14 protein-coding genes are annotated in these 19,029 nt (G+C 61.8%); 5 read left to right on the top strand and 9 right to left on the bottom strand.

Translation table 11 applies throughout. From position 1 onward, the window contains the following. The first annotated feature begins 141 nt into the window (after window positions 1–141). Window positions 142–612, top strand: a complete 471-nt coding sequence (greA, locus tag SFUM_RS10810; RefSeq protein ID WP_011698941.1) for a transcription elongation factor GreA — start codon at window positions 142–144, stop codon at window positions 610–612. Between the two features lie 375 nt (window positions 613–987). Then, window positions 988–1,248: a 30S ribosomal protein S20 gene (gene rpsT / locus SFUM_RS10805; protein WP_011698939.1), complete on the top strand. Its 261-nt coding sequence runs from the start codon at window positions 988–990 to the stop codon at window positions 1,246–1,248. A gap of 73 nt (window positions 1,249–1,321) precedes the next feature. Here the strand turns inward: rpsT and holA are convergent, their stop codons facing one another. From holA to serC, 4 genes are all read right to left on the bottom strand, one after another. After that, entirely contained in the window at window positions 1,322–2,320 is a 999-nt protein-coding gene (gene holA / locus SFUM_RS10800) for a DNA polymerase III subunit delta (RefSeq protein WP_011698938.1), read from the bottom strand. A 2-nt stretch (window positions 2,321–2,322) separates the two neighbouring features. Then, complete coding sequence (locus SFUM_RS10795) at window positions 2,323–2,877, bottom strand: LptE family protein (protein WP_011698937.1); 555 nt, start codon at window positions 2,875–2,877, stop codon at window positions 2,323–2,325. 30 nt (window positions 2,878–2,907) lie between these two features. Then, window positions 2,908–5,397 carry a leucine--tRNA ligase gene (gene leuS / locus SFUM_RS10790; protein WP_011698936.1) on the bottom strand — a complete coding sequence of 830 codons (2,490 nt, stop codon included), beginning with the start codon at window positions 5,395–5,397 and terminating at the stop codon, window positions 2,908–2,910. A gap of 538 nt (window positions 5,398–5,935) precedes the next feature. Beyond that, window positions 5,936–7,018 carry a 3-phosphoserine/phosphohydroxythreonine transaminase gene (serC, locus tag SFUM_RS10785; protein WP_011698935.1) on the bottom strand — a complete coding sequence of 361 codons (1,083 nt, stop codon included), beginning with the start codon at window positions 7,016–7,018 and terminating at the stop codon, window positions 5,936–5,938. A gap of 544 nt (window positions 7,019–7,562) precedes the next feature. Between serC and SFUM_RS10775 the strand changes: the two genes are divergently transcribed. Together SFUM_RS10775 and SFUM_RS10770 are read left to right on the top strand one after the other, a co-directional pair. Next, window positions 7,563–8,429 (top strand): HesA/MoeB/ThiF family protein, encoded by an 867-nt coding sequence (locus tag SFUM_RS10775; RefSeq protein ID WP_011698934.1) that lies wholly within the window; start codon window positions 7,563–7,565, stop codon window positions 8,427–8,429. Window positions 8,430–8,669: 240 nt separating this feature from the next. Beyond that, window positions 8,670–10,187: a leucyl aminopeptidase gene (locus tag SFUM_RS10770; protein WP_011698933.1), complete on the top strand. Its 1,518-nt coding sequence runs from the start codon at window positions 8,670–8,672 to the stop codon at window positions 10,185–10,187. A gap of 164 nt (window positions 10,188–10,351) precedes the next feature. On the opposite strand, the gene SFUM_RS10765 is transcribed toward SFUM_RS10770, so the two are convergent. The 5 genes from SFUM_RS10765 to SFUM_RS10745 form a co-directional block, all read right to left on the bottom strand. Further along, window positions 10,352–10,933 (bottom strand): four helix bundle suffix domain-containing protein, encoded by a 582-nt coding sequence (locus tag SFUM_RS10765; protein ID WP_011698932.1) that lies wholly within the window; start codon window positions 10,931–10,933, stop codon window positions 10,352–10,354. A gap of 465 nt (window positions 10,934–11,398) precedes the next feature. Then, window positions 11,399–13,099, bottom strand: coding sequence for a transposase family protein (locus SFUM_RS10760; protein ID WP_011698931.1), 1,701 nt, complete (start codon window positions 13,097–13,099; stop codon window positions 11,399–11,401). A 434-nt stretch (window positions 13,100–13,533) separates the two neighbouring features. Then, entirely contained in the window at window positions 13,534–14,373 is an 840-nt protein-coding gene (locus tag SFUM_RS10755) for an MBL fold metallo-hydrolase (protein ID WP_011698930.1), read from the bottom strand. A 51-nt stretch (window positions 14,374–14,424) separates the two neighbouring features. Then, entirely contained in the window at window positions 14,425–16,074 is a 1,650-nt protein-coding gene (locus SFUM_RS10750) for an acetate--CoA ligase (RefSeq protein ID WP_011698929.1), read from the bottom strand. Between the two features lie 334 nt (window positions 16,075–16,408). Next, on the bottom strand, window positions 16,409–17,017 hold the full coding sequence (locus SFUM_RS10745; RefSeq protein ID WP_011698928.1) for a CBS domain-containing protein: 609 nt from the start codon (window positions 17,015–17,017) through the stop codon (window positions 16,409–16,411). Window positions 17,018–17,345: 328 nt separating this feature from the next. Here SFUM_RS10745 and pyrG point away from each other — a divergent pair, with 328 nt between their 5' ends. Then, a complete protein-coding gene (gene pyrG, locus SFUM_RS10740) occupies window positions 17,346–19,019 on the top strand; it encodes a CTP synthase (RefSeq protein WP_011698927.1) in 1,674 nt (557 codons plus the stop codon). Window positions 19,020–19,029: the final 10 nt, after the last annotated feature.

Here is a 19,029-nt window from a genome sequence, read left to right as displayed (position 1 = left end):
TCGAAAAGTCCCGCTGGAACGCGCTCGATCCCGCTTTACTGAAAGGCTCGGCGGGTTGTCGCGTGTCGGGTTTACGAGCTTGACACTTGAGACGAATGTTATTAAATGAATTCGCGATGATTTTCTGAAGGGAGATTCTTGATGCCGAGAGTACCGATTACCAAGGAAGGATTTGAGCGCCTGAAGATCGAGTTGCAGAGGCTCCAGCGAGACGAGCGGCCGATGGTGATCAGAGCGATCGAGGAAGCCAGGTCGCACGGAGATATTTCGGAGAATGCCGAGTACGAGGCGGCCAAAGAAAAACAGGCCATGATCGAAGGCCGGATTCAGGACCTTTGCCAGAAGATGGGCGAATGCGAAATCGTCGAACCATCGGATAACGACAACGGCCGGGCGATTTTCGGCTCCACCGTGGTGGTGGAAGACACCGAAACCGGGGAAGTCACCTCTTATCGCCTCGTGGGACCTTATGAAGCCGACGTCCAGTCGGGCACCATATCGGTGGTATCCCCGCTGGGCAAAGCGCTGATCGGCAAGGAGGAAGGCGAGGAAATCCGGGTGCAGACTCCCAAGGGGGTCAGGAACATCGAAGTGCTCGAGATTCGCAACTGAGGATTCGGCCGCCCGCTTTCCGTCGCCGCGGGCTCCTCTTCACCTCTTTGAATGTCGCCTGAGCAATCCGGTGAACAAACAGCCCGTGAATTCGAGGCCGCGATGGGCAGGCAGTCTCGTGCCGCGGTTTCACCCGCGCGACCGTGACGTCGGAATCCCTGCGGGTGGCCTCGTTCTTGCGGACCGGTGCGCGTGCTGCCCGTGCCACGGCGGGTTCCGGTCCGGTGATGGAAAATTCTTCCGGGATTTGTACGGATTGGGGTTGACACGCGTTGTCGCCGTGAATTATAAAAAACGCTTCGATTCCGAGGCGAAATACCGTTGTTTTTGAACGGTTCCGAACGTTATACTCTTTCAATGCAACAGGAGGTCGACTTGGCCAACCACAAATCAGCCCTCAAACGGGCCAGGCAGAATGAAGAACGACGTATCCGCAACCGTGCGCGGAAAACCAGGATGAAGAACGTCATCCGAAGCCTGGAGGAAGCCATCGCTTCGAACTCCAGGGAAACCGCCCTCGAACGCTTGAAAATGGCGGTTTCCGTGATCGATACGACCGCTTCCAGAGGGGTCATCCACAAGAATACGGCCTCCCGGAAAGTGGCGAGACTGTCCAAACGGGTGAACGCACTCTAGCCGCCGCACATCCCCGCCGGCTCGTCCATCCGCTCGTTTTCGGCCCCCGGTGCGATCCGTCTTCCCCGGGGGCTCAGTCGTTTTTCAGGCACATCCCCAGCGCCAGGTTTTCGAGCAGTGCCTCCGGGTTCGTCCCGGTGCTTTTGAGGGCGAAGTCCGTGTCGCAGATGGCACGGTGCATCCGGTACAGGTCGGCTTCGCTGAAAAGCGGCGCCTGCCGGGCATGCTTGCCCGCCACGAACTGATGGATGTTGAACTTGCGGGCCGCCTGCGGCAGCGGCATCCCTTCTTCCAGGGCGCTCTTCACCTGCCACAGCTGACGGACGTGCCGCGCGATCATGGCCAGAACCTGCAGCGGCGCCTGACCTTCCGCCAGCAGGGACCGCAGCATCGCCAGGGTCCGCCCGCTCTTGCGTTCCGCCACGGCATCCAGCAGCTCGAAGATCGTGTGGCCGCGTTGCGCGCTCACTGCCTGCAGGACATCGTCGGCCTCGATGGCCGCGTTGTCGCCCACATAGGTGATGAGCTTCTCGAGCTCACTTTCAAGTCTTTGCAGGTCGGTTCCCACTTGTTCCGCGAGGTGCATCGCGGCCTGGAAGGAGAGTTCCTTCCCCCGCTGCCGGGCCCGGTCCCGCAGCCAGCGGGGCAGTTCCCTCTCCGACGGGCCGTGAAGGTGGACGACGGTTCCAACCGCCGTCACCGCCGCTTCGATTTTCTCCAGCCCCTTTTTACCGGAAAGCGTGAGCACCAGGCATGCCGTCGGGAATGGGCGGGCGAGGTAGGAAAGCAGGATCTTGCGCTGTTCTTCGGGCCAGTTTTCGATGTGGCGGACCATGAGCAGCCGTTTCGGGGCAAACATGGGAAGGGCGCGCAGCCCGGCCACCATCTCCGCGGCGGTGTATTCCTTCGCCTGGTAGCGTTCCCCGTTGAACGCGCGGGCTCCGCCCGAGGCGATCTTCTCCACGAGCCGTTTCCAGGCCTCCTCGATCAACAGCTCCGCCTCCCCGACCAGGAAATAGACGGGCGACAGAGGTTCCCGTTCGAGACGCCTGAAGAATTCATCGGCCGGCATGGTCAAAAATTGCTCAGAAAGCGGTCATGAATGCGGGTTGACATTTCTTTCGCAAGGAACTGCAGCGCTCCCTTGCGGCTGTCGAAGCTGAAGATCGGATCGGGGTCCTGCGCATTGCGAAGCTGCCGGTATACTTTGAAATAGGTGAAATTCGGATCCTGCCACAGCACTTTTCCCGTCTTGATCTCAATGCACCGGATTTCCAAAACCACGTAAAGCCGCGTTTCGATGGCCAGCGCATTGTTGTAAGTGAGGGGAAGATCGCGGTGGGCAACCGCGGAACTGTAAATGTTGGTGATGATTCCCCTGAAGACGGCTTCCGCCTCGTCCTGGGGCACGACCCGCATCGAGCCTCTGCGCATGAATTCCTTGCGCAACTCTCCGGCAAAGATGGCGCCCAGGTCGGGTTCCGAAGTCTTGTTCTCGAAAACGGGGATGGCGATATTGTGCAACCCCGGCTTCGGTCCCGGCCCCTCTCCGGAGAAGTGATACCCGCACCCTGTCGTGCAGAGCAGCAGAACAACCGCGACGATGAGGAGTCTCGAACGGATTTGCATGACGTTGCGCTCTTTCTGCCGGAAGGCGGCCTATACGACGACGTTGATGATCTTTTTCGGAACGACGACGACCTTCCTCACCGGCTTTCCGGCAATGAATTCCTGCACGCGGGAATCGGCCAGCGCGGCCGCTTCCATCTGCTCCGGGGTCGCGTCGGAGGGAACGGTGATCCGACTGCGCAGTCTCCCGTTCACCTGCACCACGAGCATGACTTCTTCGGCCTGCAGGGCTTTCCCGCTCCATTCGGGCCAGGGTTCGAGCAGAACGCTTCGGGTATGTCCCAGTTCGTGCCAGATCTCTTCGGCGATGTGCGGCGCCATGGGAGAGACGAGCAGGATCAGCGCCTCCACCGCCTCCTTCACCACCGGCCAGATGTTCCCGGCCCTGGAGCCGCCTTCCACCACCTGGTAAATCTGGTTCACCAGTTCCATGATCGCCGCGATGGCCGTGTTGAAATGGAAGCGGTCCCGGATGTCTTCGGTCACCTTCTTGATGGTCTGGTGCGTCTTGCGATGCAGGGCTTCAAGCGGTTCCGGAAGCGCTCCGCCGCCGTTGTGGCGCGGCGCGGACCGCAAGGCGTCGAGATTGTCGGAAACCAGTCGCCAGATCCGGGACAGGAACCGGAATGACCCTTCCACGCCCTGGTCGCTCCATTCCAGATCCTTTTCGGGCGGGGAGGCGAACAGGCAGAAGAGGCGCACCGTGTCCGCGCCGTAGGCCTTGATCATGTCGTCCGGGTCCACCACGTTCCCCTTGGACTTGCTCATCTTGGCCCCGTCCTTGATCACCATGCCCTGGGTGAGCAGGTTCCTGAAGGGTTCGTCGACCTCGAGCGCCCCCATGTCCCGCAGCACCTTCACGAAGAAACGCGAATACAGCAGGTGGAGCACGGCGTGTTCGATGCCGCCGATGTACTGGTCCACGGGCATCCAGTACTTGACTTTGGGCAGATCGAGCGGCCCCTGATCGTACCTCGCACACGCAAACCGGGCAAAATACCAGGACGATTCCACGAAGGTGTCCATGGTGTCCGTTTCCCGGCGTGCGGGACCGCCACAACGCGGACAGTCGGTGTTGAGGAAAGGAGCGTGCGCCGGAAGGGGGGAGGCGCCGTTGGGCAGCAGCGCGACGTCCGTCGGCAGAACCACCGGCAGATCCTTTTCGGGAACGGGAACGGTTCCACACTTGTCGCAATAGACGATCGGGATGGGGGCACCCCAATAACGCTGACGTGAAATCCCCCAGTCTCTCAGCCGGTACTGGACGGTTTGCTCCCCGAGGCCCTTCCCGGCCAGGTCCGCGGTGATGGCGGTGCGGGCCTCGGCGGACGCCATGCCCGAATACGCGCCGGAATCGACCAGCACGCCGTCGTCTTCGAAGGCCGCGGACAGTTCCTGCGCGGCCGGAGCGGCCGCCGCATCGGCCGGCTTGATGACCACCTTGACGGGCAGCCCGTATTTGCGCGCGAATTCGAAGTCGCGCTGATCGTGGGCGGGAACGGCCATGACCGCTCCCGTACCGTATTCCATCACCACGAAGTTGGCGACGTAAATCGGCATTTTCGCCCCGGTGACCGGGTTGATGCAGCAGCTTCCGGTGAAAACCCCCTCCTTTTCGAGCAGCTCGGCCTCACGGTCGTTGCGCTTCGCCTGCTTGGCGGCCTGGACGAACCGCAGCACTTCGGATTCCTGGGGATTTCCACGACAGAGCCCCTCCACCAGGGGGTGTTCGGGGGCCAGGCTCATGAACGTCGCCCCGAAGAGCGTGTCGGCGCGCGTGGTGAACACCGTGATGGAACCGTCCCCGGATGCCAGGGGAAACAGGAGCTTGCTTCCAAGGCTCTTGCCGATCCAGTTCTGCTGCATGGTGAGCACCCGCTCCGGCCAGCCCGGCAGCCGGTGGGTATAATCCAGCAGTTCTTCCACGTAATCGGTGATTTTAAAGAACCACTGTTCCATTTCCTTCTGGACCACGGGCTGGTCGCAACGCCAGCATGCCCCGCCTTCGACCTGCTCGTTGGCGAGGACCGTCAGGCAGGTGCCGCACCAGTTGACGTACGCGCTGCGCTTGTACGCCAGCCCCTTTTCGTACATCTTCAGGAAGAACAGCTGCTCCCAGCGGTAGTAGGACACGTCGCAGGTGGCGAATTCGCGGGACCAGTCGTAGGAAAATCCCAATTGCTTCAACTGGCTGCGCATGTACGCGATGTTCTCGTAGGTCCAGCGGGCAGGGTGGGTTTTCGCCTTGATCGCGGCGTTTTCGGCCGGCATGCCGAACGCGTCCCACCCCATGGGGTGCAGCACATTGTAGCCCCGCATCCTCAGGAAGCGGGCGACCACGTCCCCGATCGAATAGTTGCGGACGTGCCCCATATGGATGCGCCCCGAGGGATAGGGGAACATTTCCAGGAGATAGAACTTCTCCCGGCCGGGAATCTCGGAAACCTCGAAGAGCTTTTCCCGTTCCCAATGTTCCTGCCATTTCTTCTCGATACGCTTCGGTGCATATTTATAGTCCATCATCCGCCTCATTTTGCTCGATAGGGTTTGCGCGGCACCCCCGCACAACGGAACTCGCCGGAATAAATCGCAGTTTTTTTAGCACAGTCCGGGCTTTTTAGCAACATCAAGGCCCGAGCGGGAGGGAGACGGAAGATGCGGGAGTCGGACCGGAGAGAAGGCTTCAAACAGAGGGGCCGCCCCGTCAGTCAAGCCGGAGCCTGGGAACGGACAGCTCGGAGTGACGCTTTCGAACGGAGTCCCGCCCCGCCGAGGCGAGGCGCTCATTCCCTCTCTCTTTCCCAATCGTTGCACCGGTGTCCCCCCTCGTTCGGGGGCGAAACAGTCGCGTGCAACAGGGTGCAACCGGAGGAGTCCCGGCCGTCAAGACGATTGACCCGGAGGGGCGAGGCCGGCGCACATGCAGCGCTTGCCTTGCCCGGGCACATCAGGGCTGCCCGAATCGCCGCGCCTCGTGCCGGTTCGGTTGGGAACGCCGCCCCCGATTTCCAGTCCCGCCCCGCCGAGGCGAGGCGGGCCTGGACCGTCTTCCGCCGGGCTATCCGTTCTTTCGCACGAATTCCTTCATGAAGTCCACGAGCGCCTCCACGCCTTCCAGGGGCGTGGCATTGTACAGGGACGCCCGGCAACCTCCCACCGAACGGTGCCCTTTCAGCCCGCCGAGTCCCGCGGCGGTGGCTTCCTTCACGAACTTGTCCAGGGCGGCGTCCGGCAGCCGGAACGTTACGTTCATCAGCGACCGGGAATCGGGTTCCGCCGTCCCCCTGTAATAGTCCTGGCTGTCGAGATAGCGGTAGAGGGTCTCGCCTTTCCGGCGATTTTGCTCTTCCATCCTGGCGATGCCCCCGACGGTCTCCTCGAGCCATTTCGTCACCAGGCTGACCGTGTAAATGGCAAAGCAGGGCGGGGTGTTGAACATGGACTTCTTTTCCGAAAACGTGGTGTACTTCAACATGGTCGGCAGTTCTTTGGGAACCCGCTTCAGCATGTCCTCGCGCACGATCACGAGGGTGACGCCCGCCGGGCCGGCGTTCTTCTGCGCTCCGGCGTAGATGAGCCCGAAAGGCTTCGGATCGAACACCCGGCTGAAGATGTCCGAGGACATATCGCTCACCAGCGGGATGTTCCCGGTATCGGGGAATGAGTGCCACTGCGTCCCCCGGATGGTGTTGTTGGACGTGATGTGCAGGTAGGCCGAATCGGGACGGACCTTCACCTGCCCGGGTATGTAGGTGAACTCGCGGTCTCCTGAGCTGGCGGCGACCTCGACTTCCTTGCCCTGGATACGCGCTTCCTGGATGGCCTTGGTGGACCACATATCGGTCTCGACATAGGAGACCGGCTTCCCGGGCAGCGCCAAGTTCATCGGGACCATGCAGAACTGCAAGCTGGCCCCGCCCTGCAGGAAAAGCACCTGATACGTATCGTCCAGCTTGAGAAGCCGCTTGATCCGAACGATGGCTTCATCGAGTACGTCTTCAAACCATTTCGAACGATGGCTGACTTCCAGGATCGACATGCCGGAGCCGTGAAAATCCAACATTTCGCGCTGCATTTCCTCGAGCACGGGTAGCGGCAGGACGGCGGGACCGGCGTTGAAGTTATAGATGCGTTTCGCCATGATCGTTTCCTTTTTTCTCTGAAGAATCCAACAGCAACATCCGCATTGTCAACTTGAGGTGATCGATTAGGCTAATGAGGGACCTTTTCTTTGTCAACGAGTATTTCCGGGGCGTTTGCACTTTTTCCGACAGGCGATCGGATGCCGCGGCGCACCGCTTCCACCGGGCATTTGCGCCGCGTGGCCCGGCCGGAAATCCGGTCACGGGGAGCCGTCCGTGGCGGACTGTTTCCGTCAAGCATTTCCGTTGCGGCCGAGCCGGGACTTGTGTATGTTTTTGCTGCTCGAGCGCCGAATTGAAGGGAACGGGGCCGACTCCGGGGGGGATGAGGGGATTGTTGACCCGCACTTCCGTCACATTCCGGGAGTCTCGTTCCGAACGCGGTTCCTCATGATGCCCGCATCGCCCGCGAAGCGTGAAAGGCGGTATCTTCAGGGCAGATCGGTATCGGGGCTTCGCGGATTCCGGCTCACTCGGGCAAGCGACGGCCCCGGCATGCCATGAACAAGGCGCGTTCCGGGCCGGAGGTTCCTGGGGACGTCCATGGAATTGAAATACATCTCATTTCCCGTGGAATACGAGGGCGAATCGAGGTTGGTGATCGATGACCGCTCCCTGCTCGAATGGGCTTCGGAGAAAGGGCGGATTCCGCGCCAAGCCGTGGCGGAGGCGATTCGATACGGCATCACCCCGTTGCGCTATCTGAAGAACTTCTCCGCGCTGAGCCTCGACGAGCAGCTGAAGCTTTGCGAGAGCACGGTTTTCATCTGCGGCTGCGGGGGACTCGGAGGGCACCTGGTCAACCTGGCGGCGAGGGCCGGGATCGGGTCGATCGGGATTGCGGACAAGGACATTTTTTTCCCGACGAACCTCAACCGGCAGCTGTTTTGCGATACCGGGCACATGTCGCGGCCGAAGGTTCATGTGGCCGAGGAAAGAATACGGTGCGTCAATCCGTTCGTGGATGTAAGGGTCTACCCCCAGGCCGTGGATGCGGGCAACGCGGAAGAGTTCATCGAGGGTGCGGACGTCGTGCTCGATGCGCTGGATGATCTGCCCGCGCGGTTCATCCTGGCCGATGCGGCCCGCCGACTGGGAATTCCTTTCGTGCACGGGGCGGCCGCGGGGTGGTGGGGGCAGGTTTGCACGTTCCTGCCGGATTCGCCGCTGCGACTCTCCAGCATATACGGATCGCGCACGGTAAAGGACCCGTCGGAGGAGCGGATGGGAGTGCTTGGCCCCACTCCCGCGGTGATCGCGGGCCTCCAGGCTTTGGAAGCCATCCGCATTCTTGCGGGCAGGCAACCCGCCTACGCAGGCCGGCTGCTCTATTTTGACGGTGAAACGGGGGCGATGGAAATCGTCCCCCTGGAAAGCCCCGGGCCCGCGGAGGGGCACGGCCCCGGGTAACGATTGCCGGTCCCCTGGATCACGGCACGTTTTTCCCGGCGATGCCGTTTTTCCGGGGTGGACTCAAGTGCGCCGTATCGCCGGGTCGCGTGACGGCGGGGGCCGAACGCGACGTCGGCAGGGACGAATCTTTCGGATGCACGGCGTGATGTCGTTTTTCGCCGATGTCCGGCACGGCGGCTGCGCGTTTGCAGCCGGGCGTCGGCTGCCCCGGAAACCCGAGTCACCGAGGAGAAATGGATGGAAATCGATTGGCAGATCGGTCCGGCTTCCGAATGGAGGGCGGACGCGCTCATTTTTTTCGGTCTCGAGGAAGCAACAGAACCCCTGCCCGGATTCAAGCGCTGGCTCGATCAGCACGGGCAGTGGCTGTCGGCCTCGCCGGTGCTCCGCGATTTTCAGGGGAAATACCAGGAAGTCGCGGTGTGCTACGGTCCGCCCGAAGCGAATATCCCCCGGGTCGTCATGGCCGGGCTGGGGACCAGGGAGAAATTCGACATGGAGCGGCTCCAGGGCAGCGCGGCCGCCGCGTTGAACCGGTGCCGCGAGCTGCGCCTCGCCCGCCCGGCCTTTTGCCTGCGTTCCTTTTACGGCCTCCCCCTGATGGTGGATTCGGCGCTCAAGGAGGCGCTCATCGGGGGGCTGACCGGTCTGCACCGCTACGAGGAGCTCAAGACCAGGGACATCGCGCCGAGCGCGGCTCCCTCACGCCTGGTGGTCCTGAACGAGTACGAAACCACGCCGGAGTTGCGTGCCTTGCCCGGTGCGGCTGCTGCCGCCGCGGCCGGGATTATCCTGGCGAGAGACCTCGTGTCCTCGCCCGCCAACCGGGCGACTCCGGCCTTCCTGGCCGACTGCGCGCGGCGCTTGGCCGACCGGGACGGCTGCCGGATCGAGGTCATCGGCCTGGAAAAGGCGGAGTCCATGGGAATGGGGGGCTTCGCCGCCGTCGCGCGGGGCAGCCGTCAACCGGCGTGCATGATCGTGCTGGAACGCTTTCCCGAAGCGGACCGGCGGGAGTCGCCCATTGTTTTCGTCGGCAAGGGGATCACTTTCGACACCGGCGGGATCTCGCTCAAGCCGCGGGACCACCTGGAAGAGATGAAGCAGGACATGGCCGGGGCGGCCGCCGTCCTTGGGGCCTTCGAAACCCTTGGCCGTCTGGGATCAGACCGGCATGTGGTGGGGATCATGCCGTGCACGGAGAACATGCCGGGGGGGAACGCTTACAAGCCCGGGGACGTGATCCGGACCATGTCGGGTCTGACCGTCGAGGTGATCAGCACCGACGCGGAAGGCAGGATGGTGCTCTGTGACGCGCTGACCTACGCGATGCGGTACAAACCCGCTGCCGTTTTCGACATCGCCACCCTCACGGCTGCCGTCATCATCGCTCTCGGTCAGCGGGTGGCCGCGGTCATGGCCAACCGGGACATCCTGGCCGAGGCCGTGGTCGATATCGGCGCCCAGGTCGGCGAACGGCTGTGGCCCCTCCCGCTCTACGACCTCTACTTCGATTACCTCAAGAGCGACGTGGCCGATTTCAAGAACGTCGGGGACCGCACGGCCGGGAGCATCGTCGGAGGCATGTTCCTGAAGCAGTTTGTGCCCGACACGACGCCCTGGGCACACCTGGACATCGCCGGGACCGCCTGGACCGACAAGGACCTGGGGACCACCCCGCGGGGCGGCACGGGCTTCGGCGTGCGAACCCTCACCGAACTGGCCCTCCAGTGGCCCGATCTCGGGATCCGATGAGGAGGGTCGGGTGAGTATACTCCCAGAAGTCCGGCTCAGGATGCGATGATACGGGTCGGGTGAGCCGCTGCGGGCCGGGCGGGGGTAAAAGGTGGTGCTTTTGAGAAGCATTACTGTTTTTGGAGGGCCTTTGAAGCCGATCCTCATTGCCTCAGGCCGACAATTCATTCGTTTTTGCCCTTTTCACGCGTTTGCCGGCGGGCGTGATACATCCGCTCGGTGAAACCGCCCTCAAGCAGGAAGCTGCGCTCCAGGACGCGCAATTGCCGGTCCAGGAGGTAATTTGTCTGGTGAATCAGGCAGATCACAACGTTTGCGGCGGTTTCAGGAAAGGCTGGAGAGGCGATATAGGGCCTATAGGTCGAATAGGACCTATCTTTCCTGTAGCAGAGCGATCGGATCTGCGTTGCTCGCGGATCGTCCTTGCCCCACAAGGGTAGCGCGTGCTGGCGGAGGTAGTCCTGATAATCCAACAGCAGTTCTTCCAGGCTTGCTCGCGCAATACCCACTAACTTGATCTCGATTTTCTTGGATGTGCCCGATGCCACACTTCCCTCGGCGATGTTTTGTTTACCGCTGCGCGCCGCCTGCACCATCTGGTCCAGTGTGCGAGAACGGCGGTCGATAAACCGGGTGCAGAACTCAACCGTGGCGTCATGGACAATTTCCGCCATTCGGTAGGACTTCAAGTCCCGGTACCCGCCGTGAGGCGGAATGAGCTGAGAGGAATTCTCCTCGTGGGTCATGGTATTTCGCCTCGCATTGCTGTCGTTCAGGTTTCTTATCACGGTATCATGGCAAGGTGAGTGTCTTCCGGTAAATTGTTGTCGCGGTTCCGGAGAGAGCAGCCGTTGAAATGTTGCTGGAAAGCGATCGATCGGGTTCGGGAGATGCAAAGCCTGCATGGACCGACAAGGCCCTGGGGACCACCCCGAGGGGCGGCACGGGCTTCGGGGTGCGAACCCTCACCGAACTGGCCCTCCAGTGGCCCGATCTTGGGATCCGGTGAGGAGGGTCGGGTGAGCATCCGCCGAGAAGTCCGGCTCAGGATGCGATGATGCGGGTCGGGTGAGCCGCTGCGGGCCGGACGGGGGTAAAAGGTGCCATGAGGCTCCCGCGCGGGGAGCGACTCTGCCCGAGGTGGGGCGGATGATCACAATGCCCCTGTTTCGATCCGCTTTCCCCCACGACGCGTGACAGCCTTTTCTCCCTCAGCGCGAGCGCTTTTTGCCGGCGATCGTTTCCATGAAGTCGCCGAAAAGGACCGGGTTGGCCTCTTTCATCACCCGGCGCACCTGGATCAGGTCGATTTTCTTGACGAACCTGAGGTTATCCTCGTTTTCGCAAAGGATCATGCCTCGAAAGAAGAGCTTTGCCGCGAGGCGGGGATTCTTTTCCCCGGCCCAGGCCTTTTCCATTTCGAGGTAATCGTCCGCCATCTCCTTGAGACCGTCGTTGACGCGGACCACTTTGGGCTCGAAGATTCCCTCCAGGCGCGCGTGACTCGGCAGCCACGCCGCCGCGAGTTCCTGGTCCGATCCGTAATCGAACGAGAGCTCCCGCTTGAGCTCTTTGAGGTCTTCGTCCTGCAGGTGACGCCAGTCGATCTCCGCGGGGTCGATGAGGCAGGCTTCCAGGTAGCACTGCCGGGCGGTTTTCCGATCGCCTCGAAGCCTGTACGCATCGCCGAGGTAGCCGTATACGGCGGCATTGCGGGGCATTTCGGGGATGGAGTTCTGGAGGCTGCGAATCGCCTCGTCGTAGCGTCCCGCGTGCAGAAGGACGTATCCGACGGGAATGCCTCCCGGGAGAACGAGCGACGCACCGGCGGCACCGGACGCAAGGGGGCGGGCGCGAGCCGGGCTCACATCCGGCGCAGCTACGGGGGAACCCATTCGGGCAGGACGCGCGGGTTCCGGTGGTGCGCCTCCCGCGCCCGATGAGGAATCTTCGGTCATGGACGGGACATCCCCTCCGGGAGACTTATCCTCGGTCCCGGTACACGGCGGCGGGGCGGATGGCGGTGACGCCGCGGCGCCCGGCGGGCGATGCCCGTCGAGCTCCTCGATCACGCGCCAAAAGAAGGCCCGTTTGACCTCCGCCGCCAGGACGGACCGTCCCGCGCGTTCGGATTCCATGCGGTCCTCGAGCGCATCCCAGAGGCCGCACAGAGCCCGCGCGCGTTGACGCGGTTCCCGGGGCGCCCCGCGCATGCCGTCGAGCAGGAATTTGGCCGCCGCCGACCATGAGCCGGCATCGTGCCCGTTGGGGTAGGTTTGACGGTGACTGCTGAAGAGATCGACGGCCTTGTCCAGCTCCATGGCCCGGTACGCCTGGATGCCCCGGTTCATGAAGCTCAAGTCGTTTTGGGCGAAGAGGGGGAGTTGCCTCGGCTGCCTCGCGGGAGGCGGGACCTCCGTGCCCCCCGTGTCGCCGGCCGGTGCAGCCGGAGTCTTCTCCGCCTCCGCGATCTCCGCCGCCATTCGAGCGCGCCGCAGAATCCGGCGCACTCGACCCGGCTCCACACCGAATAGTCGCGCGGTCTTTCTCATATCGCCGATATCTCCGGCCAGCCCGGCGATCAGGCGCTCGAAGGCGAACGTTACGGGGAACCCCGCTTCTCCCCACGGAGGGCCCGGACTCTGTCGTTCGTGTTCGGGACAATCCACGACGGGAAGCTCGGCGTGCAGGCGGGTTGTTCTTCCGCAGGTGTCCAGGTGGCGCCACGTTTGGACGGGGGAGCGATCACACGCGGGACGCGCCAGGCCACACCCGGGACAGGGAAAGAGGGCCGTTCGTTCGTAGTCGAGATAGACATCCACCTCATCGGCGCGTTCTCTCGGTACGACCGATTTCACCTTCCACGGAGGGGCCAGGCCCAGCAGATGAGCGTAAAAATCATTGAGTTCCATCTGACTGCAATTCCCCGTACGACTCCTTCCAGGTGAAATCCGCGCGTCTCATGCGGGTTTCGGCGCAGGAAAACACCTGCTTCGTGCTTTGGAGTGTCACGACCCTCGGGCCGACCGCATCCTGGCCGACTGCCTTTCATGCAGAGGTGCGTTCGAGATGACACAACACCTGCCTGTCGGGGGGCGGATGCGCGCGGGGATAAACCTCGCCCCTTCGGACCGATGTGCCCGTCAGACGCAGTCGGGAGGTGACGCGGGCGGGGATAAACCCTGCCATTACGGACGGTTATTCCATTCAGACGTAGCAAGGGGCGGGCTTTATGCCCGCCCGCCCAATGCACCCACCTTGAACGCAATTTTCCATGATGCTGATCTTCACCCGCAAAGCATGAAAACAGGCTCACCCGCGAATCTGTTTTCCAGGTAAAATCGTATCACACCTCGATGACGAACCCCACGTTGCCGAAGGCGAACCGCTCGCCGAATTCCGAGGCGAGGCGCGCCACGGGCTGCTGCCCCGTGCAGTGGCTGACCGCCAGAAGACCGATGTCGGCGCTCTTGATCGCTTCAATGGTCGGGTCGAACTGGGGGGCGGGGGAAAGCCCGAGGTGGGTTCCGCCAAGGATTGCGTGAATGCGCGATACCCCGGTCTTCTCCACTGCGTGCCGCATGATGTTGACCACCCCCGCGTGCGCGCACCCCAGGACGATCACGAGGCCCTTCGAGGTTTTCAGCACCAGCGAAAGGTCATCCAGCAAAGGATCCATGGCGAAGCCTTTTTGCGCGCGCACGGTGAATTTCGGGGAACCGAGCTCGAACAGTGTCCGGCGCGGGACTTCCCCGGTGATGAAGACGTTGGGCGCGATTTCGGTGAAGGCCCGCTCGAGGCGGAACCGGGCGCCGCGCGTGGAAAGATAGGTCTCCGGCCAGGGCATGCCGATGGAGACCGCCTTTTCACGACCGTCGGTTTCCATGACCCAGAACCGCTCGCTGAAAACATCCGGGTGGGCGACGATGTCGCAGCCGTCTCTCATGCCGAGGAGCGCGAGGATGCCTCCGGTATGGTCGTAGTGCCCGTGGCTCAGCACGAGCCGCGAAGCATCGGCCAGGTTTTTCCTGAGCCTAAGAGCGTTGTGGACCAGGGAGTAACCTTGCCCGGTGTCGAACAGAACGGTGTCGCCCGGAATTTCGACAAAGGCGGCAAAACCGTGCTCGCCCAGCAGTCCGGGGGCCGACACCGTGTTTTCGCACAAGACGGTGATTCTGCATTCCATGGTGTGTTCCTTTCCGATCCAACCGGGTGGACGTTTCCGACGCGCTGCCGTTCAGGCGCCCATGGCGCGAAGCTTCCTGCGCAACAGCTTGCCGGTGGGCGTGCGCGGCAGGCTCGGCACGTATTCGATGATCCGGGGCATCTTATATATGGCAATGATATCCTTAAGGAATTCACGCAATTCTTCGGAGAAGTCATCGTCTCCCTTGAAGCCGGGCTTGAGCGCGATAAAGGCCTTGGTCACCTGCCCCTTGTCGGGGTGCGGCACCCCGATGACGCCGACGTCCGCCACGCCCGGATGCCGTGCGATGGCTTCCTCGATTTCCGCCGGGCCGATGCGGTAACCCGAGCTCTTGATGATGTCGTCTTCCCGGGAAACGAAGAAGATGTTCCCGTCGTCGTCCCGGTAGACGGCGTCGCCCATTTGGTTCCAGCCGTTCACGACGCCTTTCATCTGGGCGTCCAGCAGGCGCTGGTTTTCGATGAAAGGTCGCCAGTACAATCCCCCGGAGGGGCCCTTGAGCATCAGGCTGCCGATCTCTCCCGGCTTGCAATCGCCGCCCCAGGCGTTGAGCACTCGCACCAGGACTCCGGGAAGGGGCTTGCCGATGGAATCGGGCACCGGTTCCTGGTTCATGGTGTTGGAAGTGACCAGGTGAAGCATTTCCGTAACGCCCATCCCTTCCCAGACGGGTTTTCCGGTGAGTTGCCGCCACGCTTCGAGCGTCTTGGCCCCCAGGGAATCGCCTCCAGTGGTGAAGAGCCGCACGGAGCTGATGTCGTGCCGTTTGAAGTCCGGATACTTGAGAAGCGCGCGGTAGGCCGTCGGGAGACCCGTGAGCACGGTGATGCGGTGCTTTGTGATGGTCTCCATCATTTCCTGGGGACTGAACCTGGGCAGGAGCGAAACCGCGGCCCCCCCCTCGAAGGAAATAAGCGTGAAGGTTCCGAAGCCGGCCGCAAAAGATACCGGCGCGGCACCTCCGAGCACGTCGCGCGGCGTGAGCCCGTAGACGAAACGGTTGACGACCCGGGTTTCGATAATGGTCTGACGCACGAAGTGCACGCAGCCCTTGGGCATCCCGGTGGTGCCCGAAGTGTAGAGGATGAGGCCGATGTCTTCGCCGTCCAACATCACCGCGGCGAGCTCGGAGGAACCTTCCTCCGTCATGCCCTGGAATGAAAGGTGGCCGGCACGCCGGACATCATCGCGGTTCCCGCCCACCACGATCACCCGGGTGTCGGACGTGAAGCGGCTTCGCGCATTTTCCACGGCTCCCATCAGGGGCGCGCTCACGATATAGAACTTCATCATGGCGTTGTTGGCCACGTAGGCGATTTCCTCGGCGGCCCACAACGGGGATGTGGGCACCGGGATCGCGCCCAGTTTTTCAACGGCGAGCACCGAGATGATGGCTTCCGGACAATTGACCAGGCGAATGCCCACGCGGTCCCGGGCTTCCAGGCCGGCATCCCGGAGGGAGCTTCCGAAACGGTTTACCAGGCGCTGGAGCTCTGAATAGGTGATCACCTGGTCCACGAACTTGACTGCCGGGCGGTCGCCGCGGCCGTCCCGCACGTGCCGGTCGAGCAGATAGTCGGCCAGGTTCAGCTCGTGGGGAGTGTCGTCGAATCCCGCGGGGACGACGTATTCCGGCCAGAGGTTCCTGGGCGGTAGAAAATCATCGGGTAACTTTGCCATCCTCATGTTCTCCAAAACCGCCCGGGCATTGCGTGACGACGTTTCTCAACACGACGCCCCGACCGGTTCGATCTTTCCACGTGAGTCAAACAGGCGTGAACGGACGGACGATCGTCATCGAACCGGAACGCGGGATCGATGCCGGTCATCGGGATGCCAGCGGGATTGCATCCGGCCCGGTCGTTGGCGGGCGTTTCGGAATGGGTCGTCAGGTATGGCCCGGGCAGAGCCGCTTCCGCCTTGACGATGATCCGTGATTGGCTATAGGCAGGGAACCCGACGAAAAACGCCGTCAGTATTCAACGCAACGGTGTTCCTTCACACGCTGCTCAATTCATGAAATCGAAGACAAAACCTCGATGCCATTTTCCTTGAGATCTTCCAGGATGGGTTTCAGATCGCATTTTTTCAGCCTCAGGGAATACGTCATATCCTCGTCTTCCTCCGAGGGCAGATGGCACACGCTGATGACCTCGGCGTCGTGCTGTCTGACCAGACGGATGATTTCATGCAGCGACGTCCGAGGGGTGGTGATCTTCACGTCCAGACGTGACGAATGCGAAAACATCCCCATGAAGGTGATGAAGGCCGACAGAATATCCACGGTGGTGATGACGCCGGTCAGCTTTTCGCCTTCCACCACGGGCAGACCGCCGATTCGCTTATCGAGGATCAGGTGCGAAGCTTCCTCCAGGGACATGTCGGGCGTAACCGTGAACGGTCGGCGGATCATGACGTCTTCGAGTGTGAGCTCCTCGAGCATGGAAGCGATGAGCACCCCTCTCAAATCGGCGTCGGTCACCCATCCCAGCAATTTTCCATCCTGGTCGACGACGGGCAGGTGGCGGATGGACCCCTGCTTCATGACTGCCAAGGCTTCCTGGATGGATGCCTCCTTGTTGATGGTGATCACCTTGGTGGTCATCCAGTGGCGTACGATCACTTTACCTAATCCTTTCCATCAATGGTACAGGCGCCGTCGCTCCTGATGATTTGTCAGTGATTGCGAGAACTTCGCCGATATTGTAGGCACGCTATGCCAGAATGGTGAAAATTGCAAGGAAAAACTTGGCCGCACAAAGGCGGATCAGCCTCCGCAAAAGCCCTTCCGCACAAGGACCTTCCCCCCCCGCCGACACGGACGCCCGGAAACGCCGCACTCCGGGGCGGTCGTGTCGGAATCGGCATGCGTTGACTTTGGATCTCCATTTGCTATACTGCTGTCGGCTTCAAAATGCTTGGGCAATGACATTGCGGGAAAGGACGACACGTTGCGCCAGACAAAGTTCATATTCATCACGGGTGGTGTCTTATCGTCGTTGGGGAAGGGGCTTGCGGCCGCTTCCATCGCCGCGCTGATGGAAAGCCGGGGACTGCGGGTGACCCTGATGAAGCTGGACCCCTACATCAACGTGGACCCCGGAACCATGAACCCGTTTCAGCACGGCGAGGTGTTCGTCACCGACGACGGCGCCGAGACCGATCTCGATCTGGGGCATTACGAACGCTTCACTCACGCCCGCATGTCCAAGAAAAACAACTACACCTCGGGCGGCATCTACTATTCGGTGATCACCAAGGAGAGGCGGGGCGACTACCTGGGGGGCACCGTGCAGGTCATCCCGCACGTCACGGACGAGATCAAGGACTGCATCAAGGGGGCGGTGGACGATGTCGACATCGAGATCGTCGAGATCGGCGGGACGGTCGGCGATATAGAGAGCCTTCCCTTCCTTGAGGCGATTCGCCAGTTCCGGACTGATGTGGGCCGGGAAAACGTGCTCTACATTCACGTGACGCTGGTGCCGTACCTGTCGACTTCGGGCGAGGTCAAGACCAAGCCCACCCAGCACAGCGTGAAGGAGCTCCGGAGCATCGGTATCCAGCCGGACATTCTGCTGTGCCGCACGGAGAAATTCCTTTCCGGGGACATCAAGAAGAAGATCGCACACTTCTGCAACGTGGACACGGATGCGGTCATTACCGCCAAGGACGTCGAATGCATTTACGAGGTTCCCTTGCTGTTCCACCAGGAGGGGCTGGACGAAAAGATCGTGAGGATGCTCAACATCTGGACCCGCGCCCCGCTCCTGGATACCTGGGCGGGCATGGTGCGGCAGCTCAAGGAACCCTCCCACGCAGTGCGCATCGCCATCGTCGGGAAGTACATCGACCTCAAGGAATCCTACAAAAGCCTTAACGAAGCGCTGGTGCACGGGGGGGCCCCCAATGACGCCCGCGTGATCCTCGACTACGTCGATTCGGAAAACGTGGAAAAGGATGGGGGCGAGGCGCTGATCGAAGGGGCGGAAGGCATCCTCATTCCGGGCGGCTTCGGACAGCGCGGCGTGGAAGGCAAGATCAAGGCGATCCGATATGCCCGCGAGAACAGGATCCCGTTCCTCGGGATTTGCCTCGGCATGCAGCTCGCCACGGTCGAGTTCGCCCGCCATGTGGCCGGCATCGAAAAAGCGCACAGCATGGAATTCGACAAGAACACGTCGCATCCGGTGATCTTCCTGATGCGTGAGTGGTTCGATTACAAGAATAACCAGATGATCCGCAGGAGCGAAGGTTCCGACTTCGGAGGAACGATGCGCCTGGGCGCTTATCCCTGCGTCCTGGAGCCGGGCAGCCTGGCCTATGAAGCCTACGGTTGCCCCGAGATTTCCGAGCGGCATCGCCACCGGTACGAGTTCAACAACGCCTACAGGGAAACTCTGGGTGAGCACGGGATGCGGTTCACCGGTCTGTCCCCCGACAAGAACCTCGTCGAAATCATCGAAATTCCCGATCACCCGTGGTTTCTCGGCTGCCAGTTCCACCCCGAGTTCAAGTCGCGTCCGATGGAACCGCACCCCATCTTCAGGGCCTTTGTCGGCAAGTCTCTGGAAGAGGCGATGCGAAAGCGTCCTGGTGATTTTGGGAAGGCATGCGTCTGCTGAGTTCTCGGAG

The sequence above is a fragment of the Syntrophobacter fumaroxidans MPOB genome (genome assembly GCF_000014965.1).
GTDB lineage: Bacteria > Desulfobacterota > Syntrophobacteria > Syntrophobacterales > Syntrophobacteraceae > Syntrophobacter > Syntrophobacter fumaroxidans.
Note: the sequence above shows the minus strand (reverse complement) of the source record. Positions and strands in the feature narration are given on the sequence as shown.